Raw genomic sequence first — 17,327 nt, 5'->3', positions numbered from 1 at the left:
CCGACCGGCCCGCCCATCCGGCATCGGCGCGCGCGGCACGCGGCGATCCGGGCAAGCGGACAGCAAACGCGAAAAAAAGCACGCTGCTCACATCAGTTGCAGCGCACAATCCGAAGATTCTTTTTACCCAATCCAAGGCGAGCGAGGCAGTCCATGACGGCACGGGAACAGCGCGAAGCACGCGCACGCGACAGCAGGCAGGCCCAGAAGGGCATCGACATCCCGTCCTGCCCCGGCGTCCTCGCCCAGCTCATGGACGAGTTCCGCCAGCCGCAGGTCAGCGGCAAGCGCATCGCCGCGCTGATCGGCCAGGACGTCGGGCTGGCCGCGGTGGTGGTGCGCTCGGCCAATTCGCCCTACTTCGGCAGCGGGCGGCGGATCGCCTCGATCGACGACGCAATCCGCATGCTCGGCTTCGGCATGCTCGCCAACCTCGTCCAGGAGGCGTTACTGCGCAGCAACATCGCCGACCCCGGCGCCGCGCTCGAACGCTTCTGGGACAGCTCGCGCTGCACCGCGCAGGCGAGCGCGATGCTCGCCCGCCGCACCGGCATCGCGCGCCCGGAGACCGCCTACACCTTCGGCCTCTTCCACGACTGCGGCATCCCGCTGCTGGTCAGGCGCTTCCCCGAATACAAGCGCATCCTGGCCACGGCCAACCAGGCCACCGGGCGCTGGTTCACCGATGTCGAGGACGAGGCGCTCGACACCAACCACGCCACCATCGGCTACCTGCTCGCGCGCTCCTGGGGCCTCACCGACGCGGTGTGCACCGGCATCCTGTGCCATCACGACTACTCGGTGTTCTCCCCCGACTCCGGCCTGGAGGTCGAGGCGCAAACCCTGATCGCGCTCAACCTGGTGGCCGAGTACGTCGCCGGCACCCACCTGCGCACCCGGCGCGATGCCGAGTGGGACAAGGGGCGCGAGGCGGTGGCGCGCTTCCTGGGCTACGCGCCGACCGAGCTCGACGACCTCGCCGACGACCTGCTCTACGCGCTCGATCGCCAAGGCGAGGACCTCCCGGCCTGAGCGCCGCGCGGATGCGCCGCCGCCGGCGGACGCGCGCCGCTCACACCGGCTCCAGCTTGGCCACTCCGAGCAGCAGCCACTTCACCCCCGCAGGGCCGAAGTTGATCTGCACCTTGGCATCGCTGCCGCTGCCTTCGGCGGCAACGATCACGCCCTGGCCGAATTTCGCATGCGCCACCGCCTGGCCGATGCGCAGGCCGCCGGGCAGCGTGGCGAAGGCCGGGCGCGGCGCGCGCTGCACCTGCGGCGTGCTCCCCACCGCGGACTTGGCCGAGGGCTTGAAGTAGCCCCCGCCCATCCCGCCCATCGCGCCGCCGGCGGCCGAGCGCGGCTGGGGCGGGGTGAGCCATTTGGTCAGCCCGGCGGGGATCTCCTCCAGGAAGCGCGAGCGCAGGTTGTAGCGCGTCTGCCCGTGCAGCATGCGGCTCTGCGCGAAACTCAGGTACAGGCGCTCGCGCGCCCGCGTCACCGCTACGTACATCAGGCGGCGCTCCTCCTCCAGCCCGTCCTGCTCGAGGATGCTGTTCTCGTGCGGGAACAGGCCCTCCTCCAGCCCGGACAGGAAGACCACGTCGAACTCCAGACCCTTGGCCGCATGCACGGTCATCAGCTGCACCGCGTCCGCGCCCTGGTCGGCCTGGTGGTCGCCCGCCTCCAGCGAGGCGTGGGCGAGGAAATCCGCCAGCAGCGCGTGCGGCTGCGCCTCGCCGGCGCCCGCCTGGGCCTGCGCCTCGGCGAGGAAGTTGGCCGCGGCGTTGATCAGTTCGTCGAGGTTCTCGAGGCGCTCGCGGCCCTCCTTGTCGGCCTTGTAGTGCGCGCGCAGCCCGCTCAGGTCGAGCACATGATCGACCAGCTCGGGCAGCGGCAGGCCGGCGGTGTCGCGGCGCAGCTCCTCGACCAGGCGCACGAAGACCGCGAGCGCGCTGCCGGGCTTGCCGGACAGATGCGGCACGGTGGCGTAGAGACTGGTGCTGTACGTGCGCGCGGCGTCGGCCAGCACCTCGAGCGAGCGCGCGCCGATGCCGCGGGTGGGAAAGTTCACCACGCGGGCGAACGAGGTGTCGTCGTCGGGGTTGGCGATCAGGCGCAGGTAGGCGAGCGCGTGCTTGATCTCCTGGCGCTCGAAGAAGCGCAGCCCGCCATACACGCGGTAGGGAATGCCGGCCGCGAAGAGCTGGTGCTCGAGCACGCGCGACTGCGCGTTGGAGCGGTAGAGCAGCGCGATCTCGCTGCGCAGCGCGCCGTCGCGCACCAGGGACTGGATCTCCTCGACGATCCAGCGCGCCTCGTCGGCATCCGCATAGGCCTCGAAGACACGGATCGGCTCGCCCGCGCCCTGGTCGGTCCACAGGTTCTTGCCGAGGCGGTTGCTGTTGTGAAGGATGATCGCGTTGGCGGCGTCGAGGATGTTGGCGTGCGAGCGGTAGTTCTGCTCCAGGCGGATCACGTTGTTCACCCGGAACTCGCGCTCGAAATCGCGCATGTTGCCGACCTCGGCGCCGCGGAAGCGGTAGATGCTCTGGTCGTCGTCGCCGACGCAGAACATTGCCGCACCGCCTTCACGGCCCTCGTCGGCGAAGAGCTTCAACCAGCGGTACTGCAGGCGGTTGGTGTCCTGGAACTCGTCGACCAGGATGTGGCGGAAGCGGCGCTGGTAGTGGCGGCGCAGCGGCTCGTTGCGCTCGAGCAGTTCGTGGCTGCGCAGCAGCAACTCCGCAAAATCCACAACAGACTCGCGCTGGCACTGCGCCTCATACTCCTGGTAGAGCTGCACGCGCAGGCGGGTGTAGTCGTCCCAGGCCTCGACCACGTGCGGGCGGTTGCCGGCTTCCTTCTGGCCGTTGATGAAATGCTGGAGCTCGCGCGGAGGGAACTTCTCGTCGTCGACGTTCAAGGTCTTCAGCAGGCGCTTGATCGCGGCGAGCTGGTCAGCCGAGTCGAGGATCTGGAAGAGCTGCGGCAACCCGGCGTCGCGGTGGTGGGCGCGCAACAGGCGGTTGGCCAGGCCGTGGAAGGTGCCGATCCACATGCCGCGGGTGCTCACCGGCAGCATCGCGCCGAGGCGGGCGAGCATTTCCTTGGCGGCTTTGTTGGTAAATGTAACCGCGAGGATGCCGGCCGGGTCGACTTGGCCGGACTGGATCAGCCAGGCGATGCGGGTGGTGAGCACGCGCGTCTTGCCCGAGCCGGCTCCGGCCAGGATCAGGGCGTGTTGCGCGGGCAGGCTCACCGCCTGCAGTTGTTCGGGGTTCAGGTTGCTCAGCAGGGTGGACATCGCGTTTCCTCTTCGAGCCGGCATTGTATCGACCCCGGGGGACGAGGCCGATACGGCAGGCCGGGGACAGCGCGGAGAGAAAAGGACACAACATGATGTTGCGTCGCAGCAACAACGTGTTTGCAGGATCCCGAGCTTGCGCTAAATTGAAGTTGTGCACTGCACCAAACGAATCGGAATCCCGGAACTTTCTCACGGAAAGACTGGTCGGAATTGTGCAGAATCAAGGAACTAACCCGGGCGCCCGGCTACTATTGCGCCACAACATTTTTTGATAAGGCCTCCGCCCAGAAGGCGGTTGCCGAAACGAGGGCCACACCCGGCCCCGACGGAGAACGCATCATGAAAACGCCCAAACTGCTGCCCTGGTATGCCCGCAAAGCGGGCGTCTCGATCGAGCGCGCCGAAACCCTGTGGCGCAAGGCCGTGCGCGAAGCCACCGCCGAAACCGGCTGGGTCGGCAATGCCGAATACTGGGGTGCGGCCATGGATCACTTCGTGCGTCTGCTCGAAGAAGAGCGCAGCACGCTGTGCGCGCCGCGCGTGCAGTCCTACGTCCGCACCCAGAACCGCATGTGGCGCCTGCCGCTGATCGCCATGGAAGACCTGTTCTCGGCCTTCCACGCAAGCTGGCAGCGCCAGCACGGCGCCGACCACCGCCGCGCCGCGTAAGCGGCACCCCGCCCCGAACCCCTCGCGCCGCGCCAGCGGCGCGACAACGCTTGCTTGTCTCCCTCCCTCCTTCAATGGAGATTCGGCGCTCCGCCCACGCGGAGCGCCATTTTTTTGCCCGCACCAAGCCTGTTTGCGCGCCGCGCGGGCTTCGCGGCGAGCCCTGCCTTGGCCCGGCCTGTCGCGGCAGGCATCGGGAGCGCCCGGTGTCGCGCTTCAAGGTATACTGGCGTGTTTTCAACGTCATCCAGCCCGCGCGCCCGCCATGCAGGAAAAATACCAGCCCGCCGCCCTCGAGACGGCCGCCCAGCAGCACTGGGACTCCACCGACGCCTTCCGCGTGACCGAGGATGCCAGCCGTCCGAAGTACTACTGCCTGTCGATGTTCCCCTACCCCTCGGGCAAGCTGCACATGGGGCACGTGCGCAACTACACCATCGGCGACGTGCTCGCGCGCTTCCACCGCATGAAGGGCTACAACGTGCTGCAGCCCATGGGCTGGGACGCCTTCGGCATGCCGGCCGAGAACGCCGCGATCCAGAACAACGTGCCGCCGGCGAAGTGGACCTACGCCAACATCGACTACATGAAGGCGCAGTTGAAGCGCCTCGGCTTCGCCATCGACTGGTCGCGCGAGCTCGCCACCTGCACCCCCGAGTACTACCGCTGGGAGCAGTGGCTGTTCACCCGCCTGTACGAGAAGGGCCTGATCTACAAGCGCCTCGGCACGGTCAACTGGGACCCTGTGGACGAGACCGTGCTCGCCAACGAGCAGGTCATCGACGGCCGCGGCTGGCGCTCGGGCGCGCTCGTCGAGAAGCGCGAGATCCCCATGTACTACATGAAGATCACCGCCTACGCGGACGAACTGCTGTCCGCGCTCGACGACCTGCCGGACTGGCCGGAGCAGGTCAAACTGATGCAGAAGAACTGGATCGGCCGCTCGGAAGGCGTGGAGATCAGCTTCCCGTTCGACGTTTCCAGCATCGGTCACGAGGGCGCGCTGAAGGTATTCACCACCCGTGCCGACACCCTGATGGGCGCGACCTATGTCGCGGTGGCCGCCGAGCATCCGCTCGCCACCCAGGCCGCGGCCAGCAACCCGGCGCTCGCCGAGTTCATCGAGGAATGCAAGCGCGGCGGCGTCGCCGAGGCCGACATCGCCACGATGGAAAAGAAGGGCATGCCCACCGGCCTCAAGGTGCGCCATCCGCTTTCCGACGAGCCGCTCGAGGTGTGGGTCGCCAACTACGTGCTGATGGGCTACGGCGAAGGCGCGGTGATGGCGGTGCCGGCGCACGATGAGCGCGACTTCGCCTTTGCCACCAAGTACGAGCTGCCGATCCGCATGGTGGTCGGCGCGGACGCCTACGCCGACACCGTCGCCCCGTGGCAGGACGCCTACGCCGATTACGGCCGCCTGGTGAATTCCGGCAAGTACGATGGCCTGGATTTCCAGGGCGCGGTCGATGCGATCTCCGCCGACCTCGAAGCCCGTGGTCTGGGCGCCAAGCGCGTGCAGTTCCGCCTGCGCGACTGGGGCATCTCGCGCCAGCGCTACTGGGGCTGCCCGATCCCGATGATCCACTGCGCCGACTGCGGCGACGTGCCGGTCCCGGACGAACAGCTCCCGGTCGTGCTGCCCGAGAACGTCGAGATCACCGGCCGCGGCTCGCCGCTGGCCAAGATGGCCTCGTTCTACGAATGCAGCTGCCCGAAGTGCGGCAAGCCGGCCAAGCGCGAGACCGACACCATGGACACCTTCGTGGAGTCGTCGTGGTACTTCCTGCGCTACGCCTGCGCCGACAGCACGACTGCGATGGTGGACGCGCGCGTGAACTACTGGGCGCCGGTCGACCAGTACATCGGCGGCATCGAGCACGCCATCCTGCACCTGCTGTACTCGCGCTTCTTCACCCGCGCGATGCGCGACTGCGGCCTGGTGAAGGTCTCCGAGCCCTTCAGCGCGCTGCTCACCCAGGGCATGGTGGTGGCCGAGACCTATTACCGCGAGATCGACGGCGGCAAGAAGCAGTGGATCAACCCGGCCGACGTGGTCGTCGAGCGTGACGAGCGCGGCCGCATCGTCGCCGCGAAACTCGAATCCGACGGCCTGCCGGTGGTCATCGGCGGCACCGAGAAGATGTCGAAGTCGAAGAACAACGGCGTCGACCCGCAGTCGCTGGTGGACCAGTACGGCGCCGACACCGCGCGTCTCTTCATGATGTTCGCCGCGCCGCCCGACCAGCAGCTCGAGTGGTCCGACTCCGGCGTCGAGGGCGCTTCGCGCTTCCTGCGCCGGGTGTGGAACTACGGCCACACCTTCGCCACCGCCACGCGCGCCGCGCTGCCGGCCACGCGCGCGCTCGCCGCCGGCACGCTGCCCGTCGCCGCGGCCGACGTGCGCCGCGAGGTGCACACCCACCTCAAGCAGGCGAGCTACGACTTCGGCAAGCACCAGTTCAACACGGTGGTGTCGGCGGCGATGAAGATCCTCAACGCGCTCGAGAAGGCGCACAAGGATCTGGCCGGCACCGAGCCGGCGGCGCACGCCGAGGTCGCCGAAGAAGGCTTCTCCATCCTGCTGCGCCTCCTGTCGCCGATCACCCCGCACATCTGCCACGCGCTGTGGCAGGACTGCGGCTTCGGCACCGACATCCTGGCGGCGCAGTGGCCCGAGGTCAGCGAGGACGCGCTGAAGCGGGACGAGATCGAGCTGATGCTGCAGGTCAACGGCAAGCTGCGCGGCAGCCTCGAGGTCGCGGCCGACGCGGCGAAGGCCGACATCGAGGCGCTCGCCCTCGCTTCGGAAGCGGCGCAGAAGTTCATGGAGGGCAAGCCGGCGAAGAAGGTGGTCGTCGTGCCCGGCCGCCTGGTCAACATCGTCGTTTGAGGAAGCGCGGCATGACTGCTCCTGGTCCCGTCATGGCCACCGCGCGGCGGCGCCTGCTCGGTGGCGCCCTCGGTGCCGCGGCGCTGCTGCTGTCGGGCTGTGGCTTTCGCCTGCGCGGCCCGCAGGCGCTCGACTTTGCGACCGTGCACATCAGCGTGCCGGAGCAGAGCGAATTCGGCGCCCAGCTGCGTCGCCTCGTCGCCACCACCGGCACCACCCGGGTCGAGGAGGACGCAGCCAAGGCCGAAGCCCGCCTGCAGATCCTCTCCAACGACCGCGGCCGCGAGATCCTCAGCCTCACCGGTGCGGGCAAGGTGCGCGAGTACCAGCTCGTCCAGTCCTTGCGCTTCCAGCTCCTCGACCGCGCGGGCAAGGCGCTGATCCCGCCCACCAGCCTGACGGCGCGGCGCGAGTACACCTTCGACGACAGTCAGGTGCTCGGCAAGGAACAGGAAGAGGCCTTGCTCTACCGCGACATGCAGAACGACCTGGTGCAGCAGCTCATGCGCCGCCTCGCCGCCGCCCGCCGCAGCGGCTGAACCCGTTCCGCCGCCCCGCGTGAACCTGCGCCCCGACCAGCTCGCCGCCCAGCTCGAGCGCCCGCTCGCGCCGCTCTGGCTGCTGCACGGCAACGAGCCGCTGCTGGTGCTCGAGGCTGCCGACGCAATCCGCGCCGCAGCCCGTCGCCAGGGCTACGAGGAGCGCGAGACCCTGGTCGTCGGCCACGGCTTCAAGTGGGACGCGCTCGCCCTCGCCGCGGGCAACCTGTCGCTCTTCGGCGGCGCCAAGCTGATCGACCTGCGCATCCCGACGGGCAAGCCCGGCCGCGACGGCGGCGATGCGCTGCAGCGCTACATCGCCCACCTGCCTTCCCAGACCCTGACCCTGGTCACCCTGCCCGAAGTCGATTGGGCGACGCGCAAGACCGCCTGGTTCAAGGGCCTGGCCGACGCCGCGACGACGCTGGAACTCCACGCCCCCGAACGCGAACGTCTGCCCGAGTGGGTCGCGCGCCGGCTCGCCGCGCAGAAGCAGTCCGCCCCGCCCGAGGCGCTCGCCTTCATTGCCGATCACGTCGAAGGCAACCTGCTCGCCGCCCACCAGGAGATCCTCAAGCTCGGCCTGCTGCACGGCGAGGGCGCGCTCACGCTCGAGCAGGTGCAGGACGCGGTGCTCGACGTCGCCCGCTACGACATCGACAAGCTGCGCCTGGCGGTCGTCGAGGGCGACCCGGCGCGCTGCGCCCGCCTGCTCGAAGGCCTCGAGGGTGAGGGCGCCGCCCCCCCGCTGGTGCTGTGGGCGCTCGCGCACGAGACACGCAGCCTCGCCACCCTGAGCGCGGGCCGCGACGCCGGCCAGCCCCTGGCCGCCCTGTTCAAGGCCGAGCGCATCTTCGATCCGCGCCGCCAGCAGGCCATGACCCGTGCCCTCGGTCGCCTCGGCCAGGGCCATCTGCGCGCCGCGCTGATGCACGCGGCGCGCATCGACCGCATGATCAAGGGCCTCGCCAGCGGCGACCTGTGGGACGAGTTCCTCCAGCTCGCGCTGCGCCTGGCGCGCCGCGGCTGAACCGCGGCCGACCCGCGCCAGGCTTCATCCGCATCCGGTTCGATGATTTAATGCGGATTTGCCCCGCGGCGTCCGTGGATGCCGCGACCGACGCCGAAGAAGAGCCCCCATGGACATCCAGCACTACATGCAGACCCTGGGCCGCCAGGCCCGCGCCGCCTCGCGCGTGCTCGCCGCCGCCTCCACCGCGGCCAAGAACGCCGCCCTGATCGCGATGGCCGCCGAGATCCGCGCCCGCCGCGCCGAACTGCTCGCCGCCAATGCCCAAGACCTCGACGAGGCGCGTGCCGCCGGCCTGGAGCCGGCGCTGATCGACCGCCTGACGCTGGACGAGAAAGGCATCGAGTCCATGGCCGCCGGCCTCGAGCAGGTCGCCGCGCTGCCCGACCCGGTGGGCGAGATGAGCGACATCAAGCGCCGCCCCTCCGGCATCGCGCTCGGCAAGATGCGCGTGCCGCTGGGCGTGATCGGCATCATCTACGAGGCCCGCCCCAACGTCACCGCCGACGCCGCGGCGCTGTGCCTCAAATCCGGCAATGCCGCGATCCTGCGCGGCGGCAAGGAGGCGATCCACGCCAACCGCGCGATCGCCGCCTGCGTGCGCGCCGGCCTGCTGGCGGCCGGTCTGCCCGAACACGCGGTGCAGGTGGTCGAGATCACCGACCGCGAGGCCGTCGGTGCGCTGATCACCATGCCCGAGTTCGTCGACGTGATCGTGCCGCGCGGGGGCAAGGGCCTGATCGAGCGCATCTCCAGGGACGCGCGCGTGCCGGTGATCAAGCACCTCGACGGCAACTGCCATGTTTATATCGACGATGAGGCCGACCCTGCCAAGGTCGTACCCATCGTCGAGAACTCCAAGACCCAGCGCTATGGCACCTGCAACACCGCCGAATCGCTGCTGGTGGCGCGCGACGTCGCCGACATCTACCTGCCCGAGATCGCCCGCACGCTCGCCGCCAAGGGCGTGGAGATGCGCTGCTGCGCCGAGTCGCTCGCCCTCCTGCGCGAGGCCGGCATCGCCGGGGCGAAGCTGGTGGAGGCGACCGCGGCCGACTGGCGCGAGGAATACCTCGCCCCGATCATCGCGGTGAAGATCGTCGCCGGCCTCGACGAGGCGATCGAGCACATCAACACCTGCAGTTCGGGCCACACCGAAGCGATCGTCACCGAGAACTATTCCCACGCCATGCGCTTCCTGCGCGAGGTAGATTCATCCTCGGTGATGGTCAATGCCTCCACCCGCTTCGCCGACGGCTTCGAGTACGGCCTCGGCGCGGAGATCGGCATCTCCACCGACAAGATCCACGCCCGCGGCCCGGTCGGCCTGGAGGGCCTTACCAGCCAGAAATGGATCGTGTTCGGCAACGGCGAAGTCCGCCGCTGACACTGCCAAATGGAACCACCCCGACAAGGAACCCCATGAGCATCCGCATCCTCCGCAGCCTGATCGTCGCCGCCCTGCTCTCGGCCAGCCTCGCCCAGGCCGCCGTCAAGGTCGGCAACGTCGAGTTCGCCCCGCAGCAGACCGTGCAGCAGCGCACGCTCGAGCTCAACGGCGCCGGCCTGCGCACCCGGCTCGGCTTCAAGGTCTATGCGATGGGCCTGTACCTGCGCGCCCCGCTCGCCGAGGCCGGCGCGATCCTGGCCGACAAAGGCGAGAAGCGCATCCGCATCGTGCCGATCCGCGACCTCGAGGCGAAGCAGTTCGGCGATGCCCTGCAGACCGGGCTCGAGAAGAACCACGACGACGCCGCGCTGGCCGCGCTCAAGCCCGCCACCGACGCGCTGCTGGGCGCGCTCGCCGCGGTCGGCGAGGTCAAGGCCGGCACCGAGATCGTGCTCGATCGCCTCGGCAACGGCGCCACCCGGCTGCTGGTCGATACGAAGCAGCAGGGCGAGGACATCGCCGACGCCGCCTTCTATCCCGCGCTGCTGCGCATCTGGCTGGGCGAGCGCCCGGCCGACAGCGAGCTGCGCGAGGCGCTGCTCAAGAATCCGCAGTGAGGCAGGAACTCGCCATGACGGCGGGCCGTGCTCCCGCGTCCGTATTCGACGCCGTGATCGCGCTGCCCTTCGGCCCCTTCGGCATCCGCGCGCACGACGGGCAGGTGCAGGAGCTCGTCTTCCTGCCTCCGGGCACGCCCTTGCACGAACCGCGCAACGCCAGCGCCGGCGCCGCGGCGCACGCGCTGCGCGCCTGGATCGACGACCCCGACCAGCCCTTCCCGGTGCCGCTCGCACCCTGCGGCACGCCCTTCCGTCGTCGCGTATGGACGGCCATCGCGGCAATCCCGCGCGGACGTACCGCAACCTACGGCGAGCTCGCCGCCAGCCTGGACAGCGCGCCGCGCGCGGTCGGCCAGGCCTGCGGCGCCAACCCCTTTCCCCTGATCGTGCCCTGCCACCGCGTGACCTCGGCCGCCGGGCTCGGTGGCTTCGCCAACGCCCGCGAAGGCTGGCTCCTCGACGTCAAGCGCTGGCTGCTCGCTTTCGAAGGGGCGCTGTGAGCGGACGCGCGCCGGCACGCGAAGCCGGCCTGCAGCCCGCGCACCGCGCCGAGCTCGACCGCTTCGCCGATGCGCTCTGGCTCGAGCACGGGCTGGCCAGGAACACCCTCGCCGGCTACCGCAGCGACCTCGCCCGCTTCGCCGCCTGGCTGGAGACGCGTGCGCAACGCCTGCCCGCCGCCGCCGGCGCGGACCTCGCCGCCTACCTCGCCGAATTCAGCCGCGCCGCGAAGCCGGCGAGCCAACGCCGGCTGATCGCCGCGTGGCGGCGCTATTACCGCCTGCTCCTCGCCAACCGCGAGATCGCCGAGGACCCCACGCTGGCGATCGACACCCCGCGCGCGGCCGAACGCTTTCCCAAGACCCTGAGCGAGCCCCAGGTCGAGGCCCTGCTCGCCGCTCCCGCGCTCGACACCCCGCAAGGCCTGCGCGACCGCTGCATGCTGGAGGTGCTCTACGCCGCCGGCCTGCGGGTCTCCGAGCTGGTCGGCCTGAAGATCTTCGCGGTGGGGGTGAATGAGGGCGTGGTGCGGGTCATGGGCAAGGGCAGCAAGGAGCGCCTGGTGCCGCTCGGCGAGATCGCCGCCGACTGGCTGCAGCGCTACCTGGCCGAGGCACGCCCGGTCCTGCTCGCCGGCCGCAGCTGCGACGAGATCTTCGTGACCCGCCTGGGGGCGGCGATGTCGCGCCAGATGTTCTGGCGCCTGATCAAGCACTACGCCCTCGCCGCCGGCATCGCGCCCGAGCGCATCTCGCCCCACACCCTGCGCCACGCCTTCGCCACCCACCTGCTCAACCACGGCGCCGACCTGCGCGTGGTGCAGCTGCTGCTCGGCCACGCCGACATCTCGACCACGCAGATCTACACCCACGTCGCGCGCGAGCGCCTCAAGCAGCTGCACGCGCGCCACCATCCGCGCGCATGAGCGCGCCGGCCGCGGCCGGGGCGACGCGTCCATACGCCCCGGCATGGCGGATGGCACTACAATGTGGAGACCGCGCCGCCCGCTCGCGGCGGCGCGCCCGACAGGCCGTCCGATCATGAGCAGAAACGAAGCCCACGCCCCCGAGACCCCCGCCACCCGCTTCCTGCGCCAGCACGGCGTCGCCTTCTCCAGCCACCTCTACGAATACGAGGAGCACGGCGGCACCACGGTGTCTTCGCGCGAACTCAACGTGCCCGAGCACGCGGTGGTCAAGACCCTGATCATGGAGGACGAGAACGCGCAGCCGATGGTGGTGCTGATGCATGGCGACCACAAGGTGTCCACCAAGGAGCTCGCGCGCCAGATCCCGTGCAAGCACGTCGAGACCTGCAAGCCGGAGACCGCGAACCGCCACAGCGGCTATCTGGTGGGCGGCACCTCGCCCTTCGGCACGCGCAAGAAGATGCCGGTGTACATGGAGCGCACCGTGCTCGATCTGCCGCTGGTCTACATCAACGGCGGGCGGCGCGGCTTCCTGGTCGGGATCCACCCGCACGACCTGCTGCGCGTGCTCCAGCCCAGGCTGGTGCAGGTGGCGAACTGAAGCGAGCGCACGCGGGCGCTCAGGCGGCCGGCGGTACGACCACACCCGCCTTGCTGCGCTGGATATAGACGCCGACGCGGCGCACATCCTTCATCACCCCGATCTTGCCCACCTTGAGCTTGACCCAGGGCGCGCCGAACTCCTCGAACAGCAGCTTGACGACGAACTCGCCCAGACTCTCGATGAGGTTGAAGTGGCGCTCGCCGAGCTCGCGGCGAATGCGCTCGGTCACCACCGCATAGTCGATGGTGTCGGCGATGTCGTCGTGCTCTGCGGCGGCGTCGGGAACGCCGAAGGTGAGGTTCAGCTCGACCGTCTGCGGGCCGGTCTTCTCGCGCGCGTAGATGCCGACCCAGGCCTTGACCCGCAGTTCCTCGATGAAGATGAAATCCATGCTGCTTCCCGTTTAGAATCGTCCGGATTCTAACGCGCCCCCGCGCGCGCGCCCGGAAAAGCTGTCGCACACCATCGGTGCCGGCTTGTGACAGGCGAGGCGTGCCGGATGCCCCCTCCCCCCTTCCGTCCCTTTCGAGCTGCCCGCCGGCGGGCAGTGGAGCCAAGATGTCCACCCTGCTTCTGATCGTCGCCGCCTACCTGCTCGGCTCCATTCCCTTCGCGATCGTCACCAGCCGCCTGTTCGGCCTGGAAGATCCGCGCAAGTACGGCTCGGGCAACCCCGGCGCGACCAACGTGCTGCGCAGCGGCAACAAGGCCGCGGCCGTGCTCACCCTGCTCGGCGACGCGCTCAAGGGCTGGCTGGCGGTGTGGGCGGCGCTGCGCCTCGGCTTCGAGCCGGACATCGCCGCGCTCGCCGGGCTGGCCGCCTTCCTCGGCCACGTGTTCTCGCTCTTCCTGCGCTTCAACGGCGGCAAGGGCGTGGCCACCGCGCTCGGCGTACTCGCCGGGGTCGACGCACGCATCGCGATCTTCTGCGCGGTGATCTGGCTTATGGTGGCCTACACCACGCGCTACTCCTCGGCCGCGGCGCTGTCGGCGGCGCTCGCCGCGCCCCTCGCGGGCCTGCTCTTCCTCGGCGCCAAGCCGGCGGTCGGCCTGCTCGCGGTGATGACGGCGGTGCTGTTCTGGCGCCACAAGGAGAACATCGCCCGCCTGCGCGCCGGCACCGAGGGCAAGATCGGCGGCAAGAAGAAGGACGGGCCGGCGGCGTAAGGCCTCCGGGCGCGCGGAGGTCCATGCAGGAGCGCCCGCAGGCGCGAATGCGGGGGAGGAGCGGCGGCTCTGATGCCGGGCGCCGGGTTCGCGGCTTGCGCCGCTCCTACAAAGGGAAGCCGCAACGTTTCCTGTGGGAGCGCCGCCAGGCGCGAATACGGCGGTGGAGCGGCGGCGGCTCTGATGCCGGGCGCCGGGTTCGCGGCTTGCGCCGCTCCTACAGGATGGCGGGCGCCTGCACCGGCGGGCGCAGTTCGACCATGGGCCAGCGCGGGCGGATGCGGACGGCGCAGACTTCCGGCACGGACTCGCCGGCCGCCAGGCGCAAGGCGCCGGCGAAGGCGATCATGGCGCCGTTGTCGGTGCACAGCGCCGGCTCGGGGTAATGCACGCGCCCGCCGCGGCGCGCGAGCGCGGCGTCCAGGGTGGCGCGCAGGCAGCGGTTGGCACCCACCCCGCCGGCCACTACGAGGGTCTTCAGCCCCACCTTCTTCAGCGCCGCGAGCGCCTTCGCGCACAGCACATCGACCACGGCCTGCTGAAACTCGGCAGCGAGGTCGGCCATGCGCGCCGGGTCCCAGTCGGGCGCCGACACCACGTTGAGCACCGCGGTCTTGAGACCGCTGAAGCTGAAGTCGAGGTCCCCCGAGTGCAGCATCGGCCGCGGCAGGCGGAAGCGGCCGGGCACGCCGGATTCGGCCAGCCCGGCGAGCTGCGGCCCGCCGGGATAGCCCAGGCCGAGCAGCTTGGCGGTCTTGTCGAAGGCCTCGCCGGCGGCGTCGTCCACCGACTCGCCGAGCAGCGCGTAGTCGCCCACCCCGCGCACCCGCATCAGCTGGGTGTGGCCGCCCGAAACCAGCAAGGCCACGAAGGGGAAGGCCGGAGGATCGGCCGACAGCAGCGGCGACAGCAGGTGGCCCTCGAGGTGATGCACCGGCAGCGCCGGGATCCCGCGCGCCATCGCGAACGACTCCGCCACGCTCGCCCCCACCAGCAGCGCGCCCGCGAGCCCGGGACCGCTGGTGTAGGCCACGGCGTCGATGTCCGCGGCGGCGAGGCCGGCCGCGGCCAGGGTCTGGCGCAGCAGCAGCGGCAGGCGGCGGATGTGATCGCGCGAGGCGAGCTCGGGCACCACCCCGCCGTAGGCCGCGTGCAGGTCGATCTGCGAGTGCAGGCAGTGCGCGCGCAGGCCGGTGTCGGTGTCGTAGATCGCCACGCCGGTCTCGTCGCAGGAGGTTTCGATGCCGAGCACTTTCATCGGGATGCATCCGTTTGATTCGGTGTCGCATTTTAACCCGCCACCGCCGGCGCGGGCGATCCGCGGCCTTGCCATCGACGGTCGGCTGGTTTATATTCGCGGTCTTTCTGCCCACCAGACACCCAAGGAAGTCCGCAATGCCCGGTATCCGCGTCAAGGAAAACGAGCCGTTTGAAGTTGCGATCCGCCGCTTCAAGCGCACCATCGAGAAGACCGGTGTGCTGACCGAACTGCGCTCGCGCGAGTTCTACGAAAAGCCCACCGCCGAGCGCAAGCGCAAGCTGGCCGCCGCCGTCAAGCGCAACCACAAGCGCCTGCGCAGCCAGACGCTGCCGCCGAAGCTCTACTGATCCGGTACGCGACCCGCCCTCGCGGGACGCCCATGCCCGCCCTGGCGGGCGATCACACGCCGGCCCGGGGTCGCTCGATCCCCGCCCGGCGTGATGCTTTTTCACGAACACCCGTCGTCCGCGCATGCGGAAGCGACGGGCGTTTGTCTTTGCGCGCGCGATGATTCCCCAGTCCTTCGTCCAGGAACTGCTTTCCCGCGTCGACATCGTCGACGTCATCGAACGCTACCTCCCGCTCAAGAAGAGCGGCGCCAACTACTTCGCCTGCTGCCCCTTCCACGGCGAGAAATCCGCCTCGTTCTCGGTCAGCCCGTCCAAGCAGTTCTACCACTGCTTCGGTTGCGGCGTGCACGGTAGCGCGGTCGGCTTCCTGATGGAGTACAGCGGGCTGGGCTTCGTCGACGCGATCAAGGAGCTCGCTGCCCAGGTCGGCCTGCAGGTGCCCGACGATGGCCGCAGCGCGGCACCCGTGCATGACGACCCGAGCGAACGCCTTTATGAGGCGATGGCGGTGGCGGCGCGCTTCTACCGCGACCAGCTCAAGCCTTCCCGCCAGGCCATCGACTACCTCAAGCGCCGCGGGCTGTCGGGCGAGGTCGCCGCGCGCTTCGGGCTCGGCTACGCGCCCGACGAGTGGCAGGCGCTGGAGAAGGCCTTCCCCGACTACCAGGCGAAGACGCTCGCCGACGCCGGCCTGGTCATCGACAACGAGCAGGGGCGGCGCTACGACCGCTTCCGCAACCGCATCATCTTCCCGATCCACGACCGCCGCGGACGCATCATCGCCTTCGGCGGGCGCGTGCTCGACAAGGGCGAACCCAAGTACCTGAACTCGCCCGAGACCCCGCTGTTCGAGAAGGGGCGCGAGCTCTACGGCCTCTTCCTGGCGCAGAAGGCGATCCGCGACGCCGGCTTCGCGGTCGTGGTCGAGGGCTACATGGACGTGGTCGCGCTCGCCCAGTTCGCCATCGAGAATGCGGTCGCCACGCTCGGCACCGCGACCACGCCGCAGCATATCCACACCCTGCTGCGCCAGACCGACCGCATCGTGTTCTGCTTCGACGGCGACGCCGCAGGCCGCCGCGCGGCATGGCGTGCGCTCGAGAACGCACTCGAATCCCTGCGCGACGACGCCACCCTGGCCTTCCTGTTCCTGCCCGCCGAGCACGACCCGGACTCCTTCGTGCGCGCCGAGGGCACCGAAGCCTTCCGCAAGGCCGCGCTCGCCGCCACCCCGCTGGGGAGCTTCCTGATCCAGGAGCTGTCCGGCCGCCATCCGCTCGACAGCGCCGAGGGCCGCGCGGCCTTCGTGCATGAGGCGGCGCCGCTGGTCACTCGCATCGCCGCGCCGCTGCTGAAGCTGCAGGTGGTGAAGGCGGTGGCCGAGAGCGCGGGCATGACCCAGGGCGAGGTCGAATACGCCTTCGAGCAGCTCGCCGCCAGCGCCCCGCGCCGGCGTGGCGCCTCGGCGCCCACCCCGCCCCGCGCCCCCGCCGCGAGCATCGCAAGCACCGAGGCGGACGCCCCCTTCTTCGACGATGCCCCCCCGCCCGCCCGCAGCGCGCCGCCGCGCGGCCAGGCGCCGCGCCCGCGCGCGGGCGGCCGGCGCAAGCCCCCCTCCACCGCCGGCACCCTGCTGCGCCTGGTGATGCAGCACCCGACCTGGGCCGCGCGCATGCCGGTCGGCCTGGTGCCCGACGACAGCCCGGAAGGCCTCGCGCTGATCGCGATCATCGACCTCTGCAGCCTCGGCGAGCCGATCCCCTCGGGCGGACTGGGCGCGCTGATCGAGCGCTTCCGCGAGACACCCCACGCCGAAACCCTCTCACGTGTCGCCGCGGAACTCGTGGAGGCGGAATTCGACGAAGCGGTGGTCGAGACGCTGTTCGAGGACGCCCTGCGCAAACTGCAGATCGACGGCGTCGGCAAGGAGATCACCGCCCTGCTACAACGGGATCGTGAGCAAGGCCTGGACGCCGCCGGCCGCCATCGCCTCGGAGAGCTGCTGCTCGAGAAGCGGAACCTCGCGAGCAGCGGCAAAGTCTCAGATTTATAGTACAATTTCGGG

At 70.0% G+C, this 17,327-nt stretch carries 16 protein-coding genes; 13 read left to right on the top strand and 3 right to left on the bottom strand.

What is annotated here, in order from left to right:
* Nucleotides 1–153: 153 nt before the first annotated feature.
* Nucleotides 154–1,032 carry an HDOD domain-containing protein gene (locus PO78_RS02185; protein ID WP_043741847.1) on the top strand — a complete coding sequence of 293 codons (879 nt, stop codon included), beginning with the start codon at nucleotides 154–156 and terminating at the stop codon, nucleotides 1,030–1,032.
* A 40-nt stretch (nucleotides 1,033–1,072) separates the two neighbouring features.
* On the opposite strand, the gene PO78_RS02180 is transcribed toward PO78_RS02185, so the two are convergent.
* Nucleotides 1,073–3,307, bottom strand: coding sequence for a UvrD-helicase domain-containing protein (locus PO78_RS02180; protein WP_043741845.1), 2,235 nt, complete (start codon nucleotides 3,305–3,307; stop codon nucleotides 1,073–1,075).
* Between the two features lie 342 nt (nucleotides 3,308–3,649).
* Here PO78_RS02180 and PO78_RS02175 point away from each other — a divergent pair, with 342 nt between their 5' ends.
* The 9 genes from PO78_RS02175 (at nucleotide 3,650) to ybaK (ending at nucleotide 12,481) form a co-directional block, all read left to right on the top strand.
* Nucleotides 3,650–3,979 (top strand): hypothetical protein, encoded by a 330-nt coding sequence (locus tag PO78_RS02175; RefSeq protein ID WP_004323696.1) that lies wholly within the window; start codon nucleotides 3,650–3,652, stop codon nucleotides 3,977–3,979.
* A gap of 265 nt (nucleotides 3,980–4,244) precedes the next feature.
* The gene (gene leuS / locus PO78_RS02170) at nucleotides 4,245–6,872 is read left to right on the top strand and encodes a leucine--tRNA ligase (protein ID WP_043741843.1); all 2,628 of its coding nucleotides are present in this window, start codon (nucleotides 4,245–4,247) and stop codon (nucleotides 6,870–6,872) included.
* 11 nt (nucleotides 6,873–6,883) lie between these two features.
* A complete protein-coding gene (locus PO78_RS02165; protein ID WP_043741842.1) occupies nucleotides 6,884–7,411 on the top strand; it encodes an LPS-assembly lipoprotein LptE in 528 nt (175 codons plus the stop codon).
* Nucleotides 7,412–7,430: 19 nt separating this feature from the next.
* The gene (gene holA / locus PO78_RS02160; RefSeq protein WP_004323460.1) at nucleotides 7,431–8,441 is read left to right on the top strand and encodes a DNA polymerase III subunit delta; all 1,011 of its coding nucleotides are present in this window, start codon (nucleotides 7,431–7,433) and stop codon (nucleotides 8,439–8,441) included.
* 109 nt (nucleotides 8,442–8,550) lie between these two features.
* Nucleotides 8,551–9,828, top strand: a complete 1,278-nt coding sequence (locus PO78_RS02155) for a glutamate-5-semialdehyde dehydrogenase (protein WP_004323462.1) — start codon at nucleotides 8,551–8,553, stop codon at nucleotides 9,826–9,828.
* A gap of 35 nt (nucleotides 9,829–9,863) precedes the next feature.
* On the top strand, nucleotides 9,864–10,448 hold the full coding sequence (locus PO78_RS02150) for a chalcone isomerase family protein (RefSeq protein WP_004323464.1): 585 nt from the start codon (nucleotides 9,864–9,866) through the stop codon (nucleotides 10,446–10,448).
* A gap of 14 nt (nucleotides 10,449–10,462) precedes the next feature.
* Nucleotides 10,463–10,951, top strand: a complete 489-nt coding sequence (locus PO78_RS02145) for a methylated-DNA--[protein]-cysteine S-methyltransferase (RefSeq protein WP_004323466.1) — start codon at nucleotides 10,463–10,465, stop codon at nucleotides 10,949–10,951.
* On the top strand, nucleotides 10,948–11,877 hold the full coding sequence (xerD, locus tag PO78_RS02140; RefSeq protein ID WP_004323467.1) for a site-specific tyrosine recombinase XerD: 930 nt from the start codon (nucleotides 10,948–10,950) through the stop codon (nucleotides 11,875–11,877). Before PO78_RS02145 ends, xerD begins: the two co-directional genes overlap by 4 nt.
* A gap of 115 nt (nucleotides 11,878–11,992) precedes the next feature.
* Nucleotides 11,993–12,481 carry a Cys-tRNA(Pro) deacylase gene (gene ybaK, locus PO78_RS02135; protein ID WP_004323469.1) on the top strand — a complete coding sequence of 163 codons (489 nt, stop codon included), beginning with the start codon at nucleotides 11,993–11,995 and terminating at the stop codon, nucleotides 12,479–12,481.
* A 19-nt stretch (nucleotides 12,482–12,500) separates the two neighbouring features.
* On the opposite strand, the gene PO78_RS02130 is transcribed toward ybaK, so the two are convergent.
* Nucleotides 12,501–12,875, bottom strand: a complete 375-nt coding sequence (locus PO78_RS02130; RefSeq protein ID WP_004323471.1) for a dihydroneopterin aldolase — start codon at nucleotides 12,873–12,875, stop codon at nucleotides 12,501–12,503.
* A 167-nt stretch (nucleotides 12,876–13,042) separates the two neighbouring features.
* Here PO78_RS02130 and plsY point away from each other — a divergent pair, with 167 nt between their 5' ends.
* Nucleotides 13,043–13,651 carry a glycerol-3-phosphate 1-O-acyltransferase PlsY gene (plsY, locus tag PO78_RS02125; RefSeq protein WP_004323472.1) on the top strand — a complete coding sequence of 203 codons (609 nt, stop codon included), beginning with the start codon at nucleotides 13,043–13,045 and terminating at the stop codon, nucleotides 13,649–13,651.
* A 217-nt stretch (nucleotides 13,652–13,868) separates the two neighbouring features.
* On the opposite strand, the gene tsaD is transcribed toward plsY, so the two are convergent.
* On the bottom strand, nucleotides 13,869–14,909 hold the full coding sequence (tsaD, locus tag PO78_RS02120) for a tRNA (adenosine(37)-N6)-threonylcarbamoyltransferase complex transferase subunit TsaD (RefSeq protein ID WP_012584910.1): 1,041 nt from the start codon (nucleotides 14,907–14,909) through the stop codon (nucleotides 13,869–13,871).
* A 137-nt stretch (nucleotides 14,910–15,046) separates the two neighbouring features.
* On the opposite strand from tsaD, the gene rpsU reads away from it, so the two are divergent.
* Together rpsU and dnaG are read left to right on the top strand one after the other, a co-directional pair.
* On the top strand, nucleotides 15,047–15,259 hold the full coding sequence (gene rpsU, locus PO78_RS02115; RefSeq protein WP_002924646.1) for a 30S ribosomal protein S21: 213 nt from the start codon (nucleotides 15,047–15,049) through the stop codon (nucleotides 15,257–15,259).
* Between the two features lie 160 nt (nucleotides 15,260–15,419).
* Nucleotides 15,420–17,315, top strand: coding sequence for a DNA primase (gene dnaG / locus PO78_RS02110; protein ID WP_012584909.1), 1,896 nt, complete (start codon nucleotides 15,420–15,422; stop codon nucleotides 17,313–17,315).
* Nucleotides 17,316–17,327 lie beyond the last annotated feature (12 nt).

The sequence above is a fragment of the Thauera sp. SWB20 genome, from assembly GCF_000831325.1.
In the GTDB taxonomy this organism is placed as follows: domain Bacteria; phylum Pseudomonadota; class Gammaproteobacteria; order Burkholderiales; family Rhodocyclaceae; genus Thauera; species Thauera aminoaromatica.
Note: the sequence above shows the minus strand (reverse complement) of the source record. Positions and strands in the feature narration are given on the sequence as shown.

Excerpts from the sequence above, each read along its gene's own strand:
- PO78_RS02185 (WP_043741847.1), top strand. The coding sequence starts at position 154 with ATGACGGCACGGGAACAGCGCGAAGCACGCGCACGCGACAGCAGGCAG.
- PO78_RS02180 (WP_043741845.1), bottom strand. The coding sequence starts at position 3,307 with ATGTCCACCCTGCTGAGCAACCTGAACCCCGAACAACTGCAGGCGGTG.
- PO78_RS02175 (WP_004323696.1), top strand. The coding sequence starts at position 3,650 with ATGAAAACGCCCAAACTGCTGCCCTGGTATGCCCGCAAAGCGGGCGTC.
- leuS (WP_043741843.1), top strand. The coding sequence starts at position 4,245 with ATGCAGGAAAAATACCAGCCCGCCGCCCTCGAGACGGCCGCCCAGCAG.
- PO78_RS02165 (WP_043741842.1), top strand. The coding sequence starts at position 6,884 with ATGACTGCTCCTGGTCCCGTCATGGCCACCGCGCGGCGGCGCCTGCTC.
- PO78_RS02155 (WP_004323462.1), top strand. The coding sequence starts at position 8,551 with ATGGACATCCAGCACTACATGCAGACCCTGGGCCGCCAGGCCCGCGCC.
- PO78_RS02150 (WP_004323464.1), top strand. The coding sequence starts at position 9,864 with ATGAGCATCCGCATCCTCCGCAGCCTGATCGTCGCCGCCCTGCTCTCG.
- PO78_RS02145 (WP_004323466.1), top strand. The coding sequence starts at position 10,463 with ATGACGGCGGGCCGTGCTCCCGCGTCCGTATTCGACGCCGTGATCGCG.
- ybaK (WP_004323469.1), top strand. The coding sequence starts at position 11,993 with ATGAGCAGAAACGAAGCCCACGCCCCCGAGACCCCCGCCACCCGCTTC.
- PO78_RS02130 (WP_004323471.1), bottom strand. The coding sequence starts at position 12,875 with ATGGATTTCATCTTCATCGAGGAACTGCGGGTCAAGGCCTGGGTCGGC.
- plsY (WP_004323472.1), top strand. The coding sequence starts at position 13,043 with ATGTCCACCCTGCTTCTGATCGTCGCCGCCTACCTGCTCGGCTCCATT.
- tsaD (WP_012584910.1), bottom strand. The coding sequence starts at position 14,909 with ATGAAAGTGCTCGGCATCGAAACCTCCTGCGACGAGACCGGCGTGGCG.
- rpsU (WP_002924646.1), top strand. The coding sequence starts at position 15,047 with ATGCCCGGTATCCGCGTCAAGGAAAACGAGCCGTTTGAAGTTGCGATC.
- dnaG (WP_012584909.1), top strand. The coding sequence starts at position 15,420 with ATGATTCCCCAGTCCTTCGTCCAGGAACTGCTTTCCCGCGTCGACATC.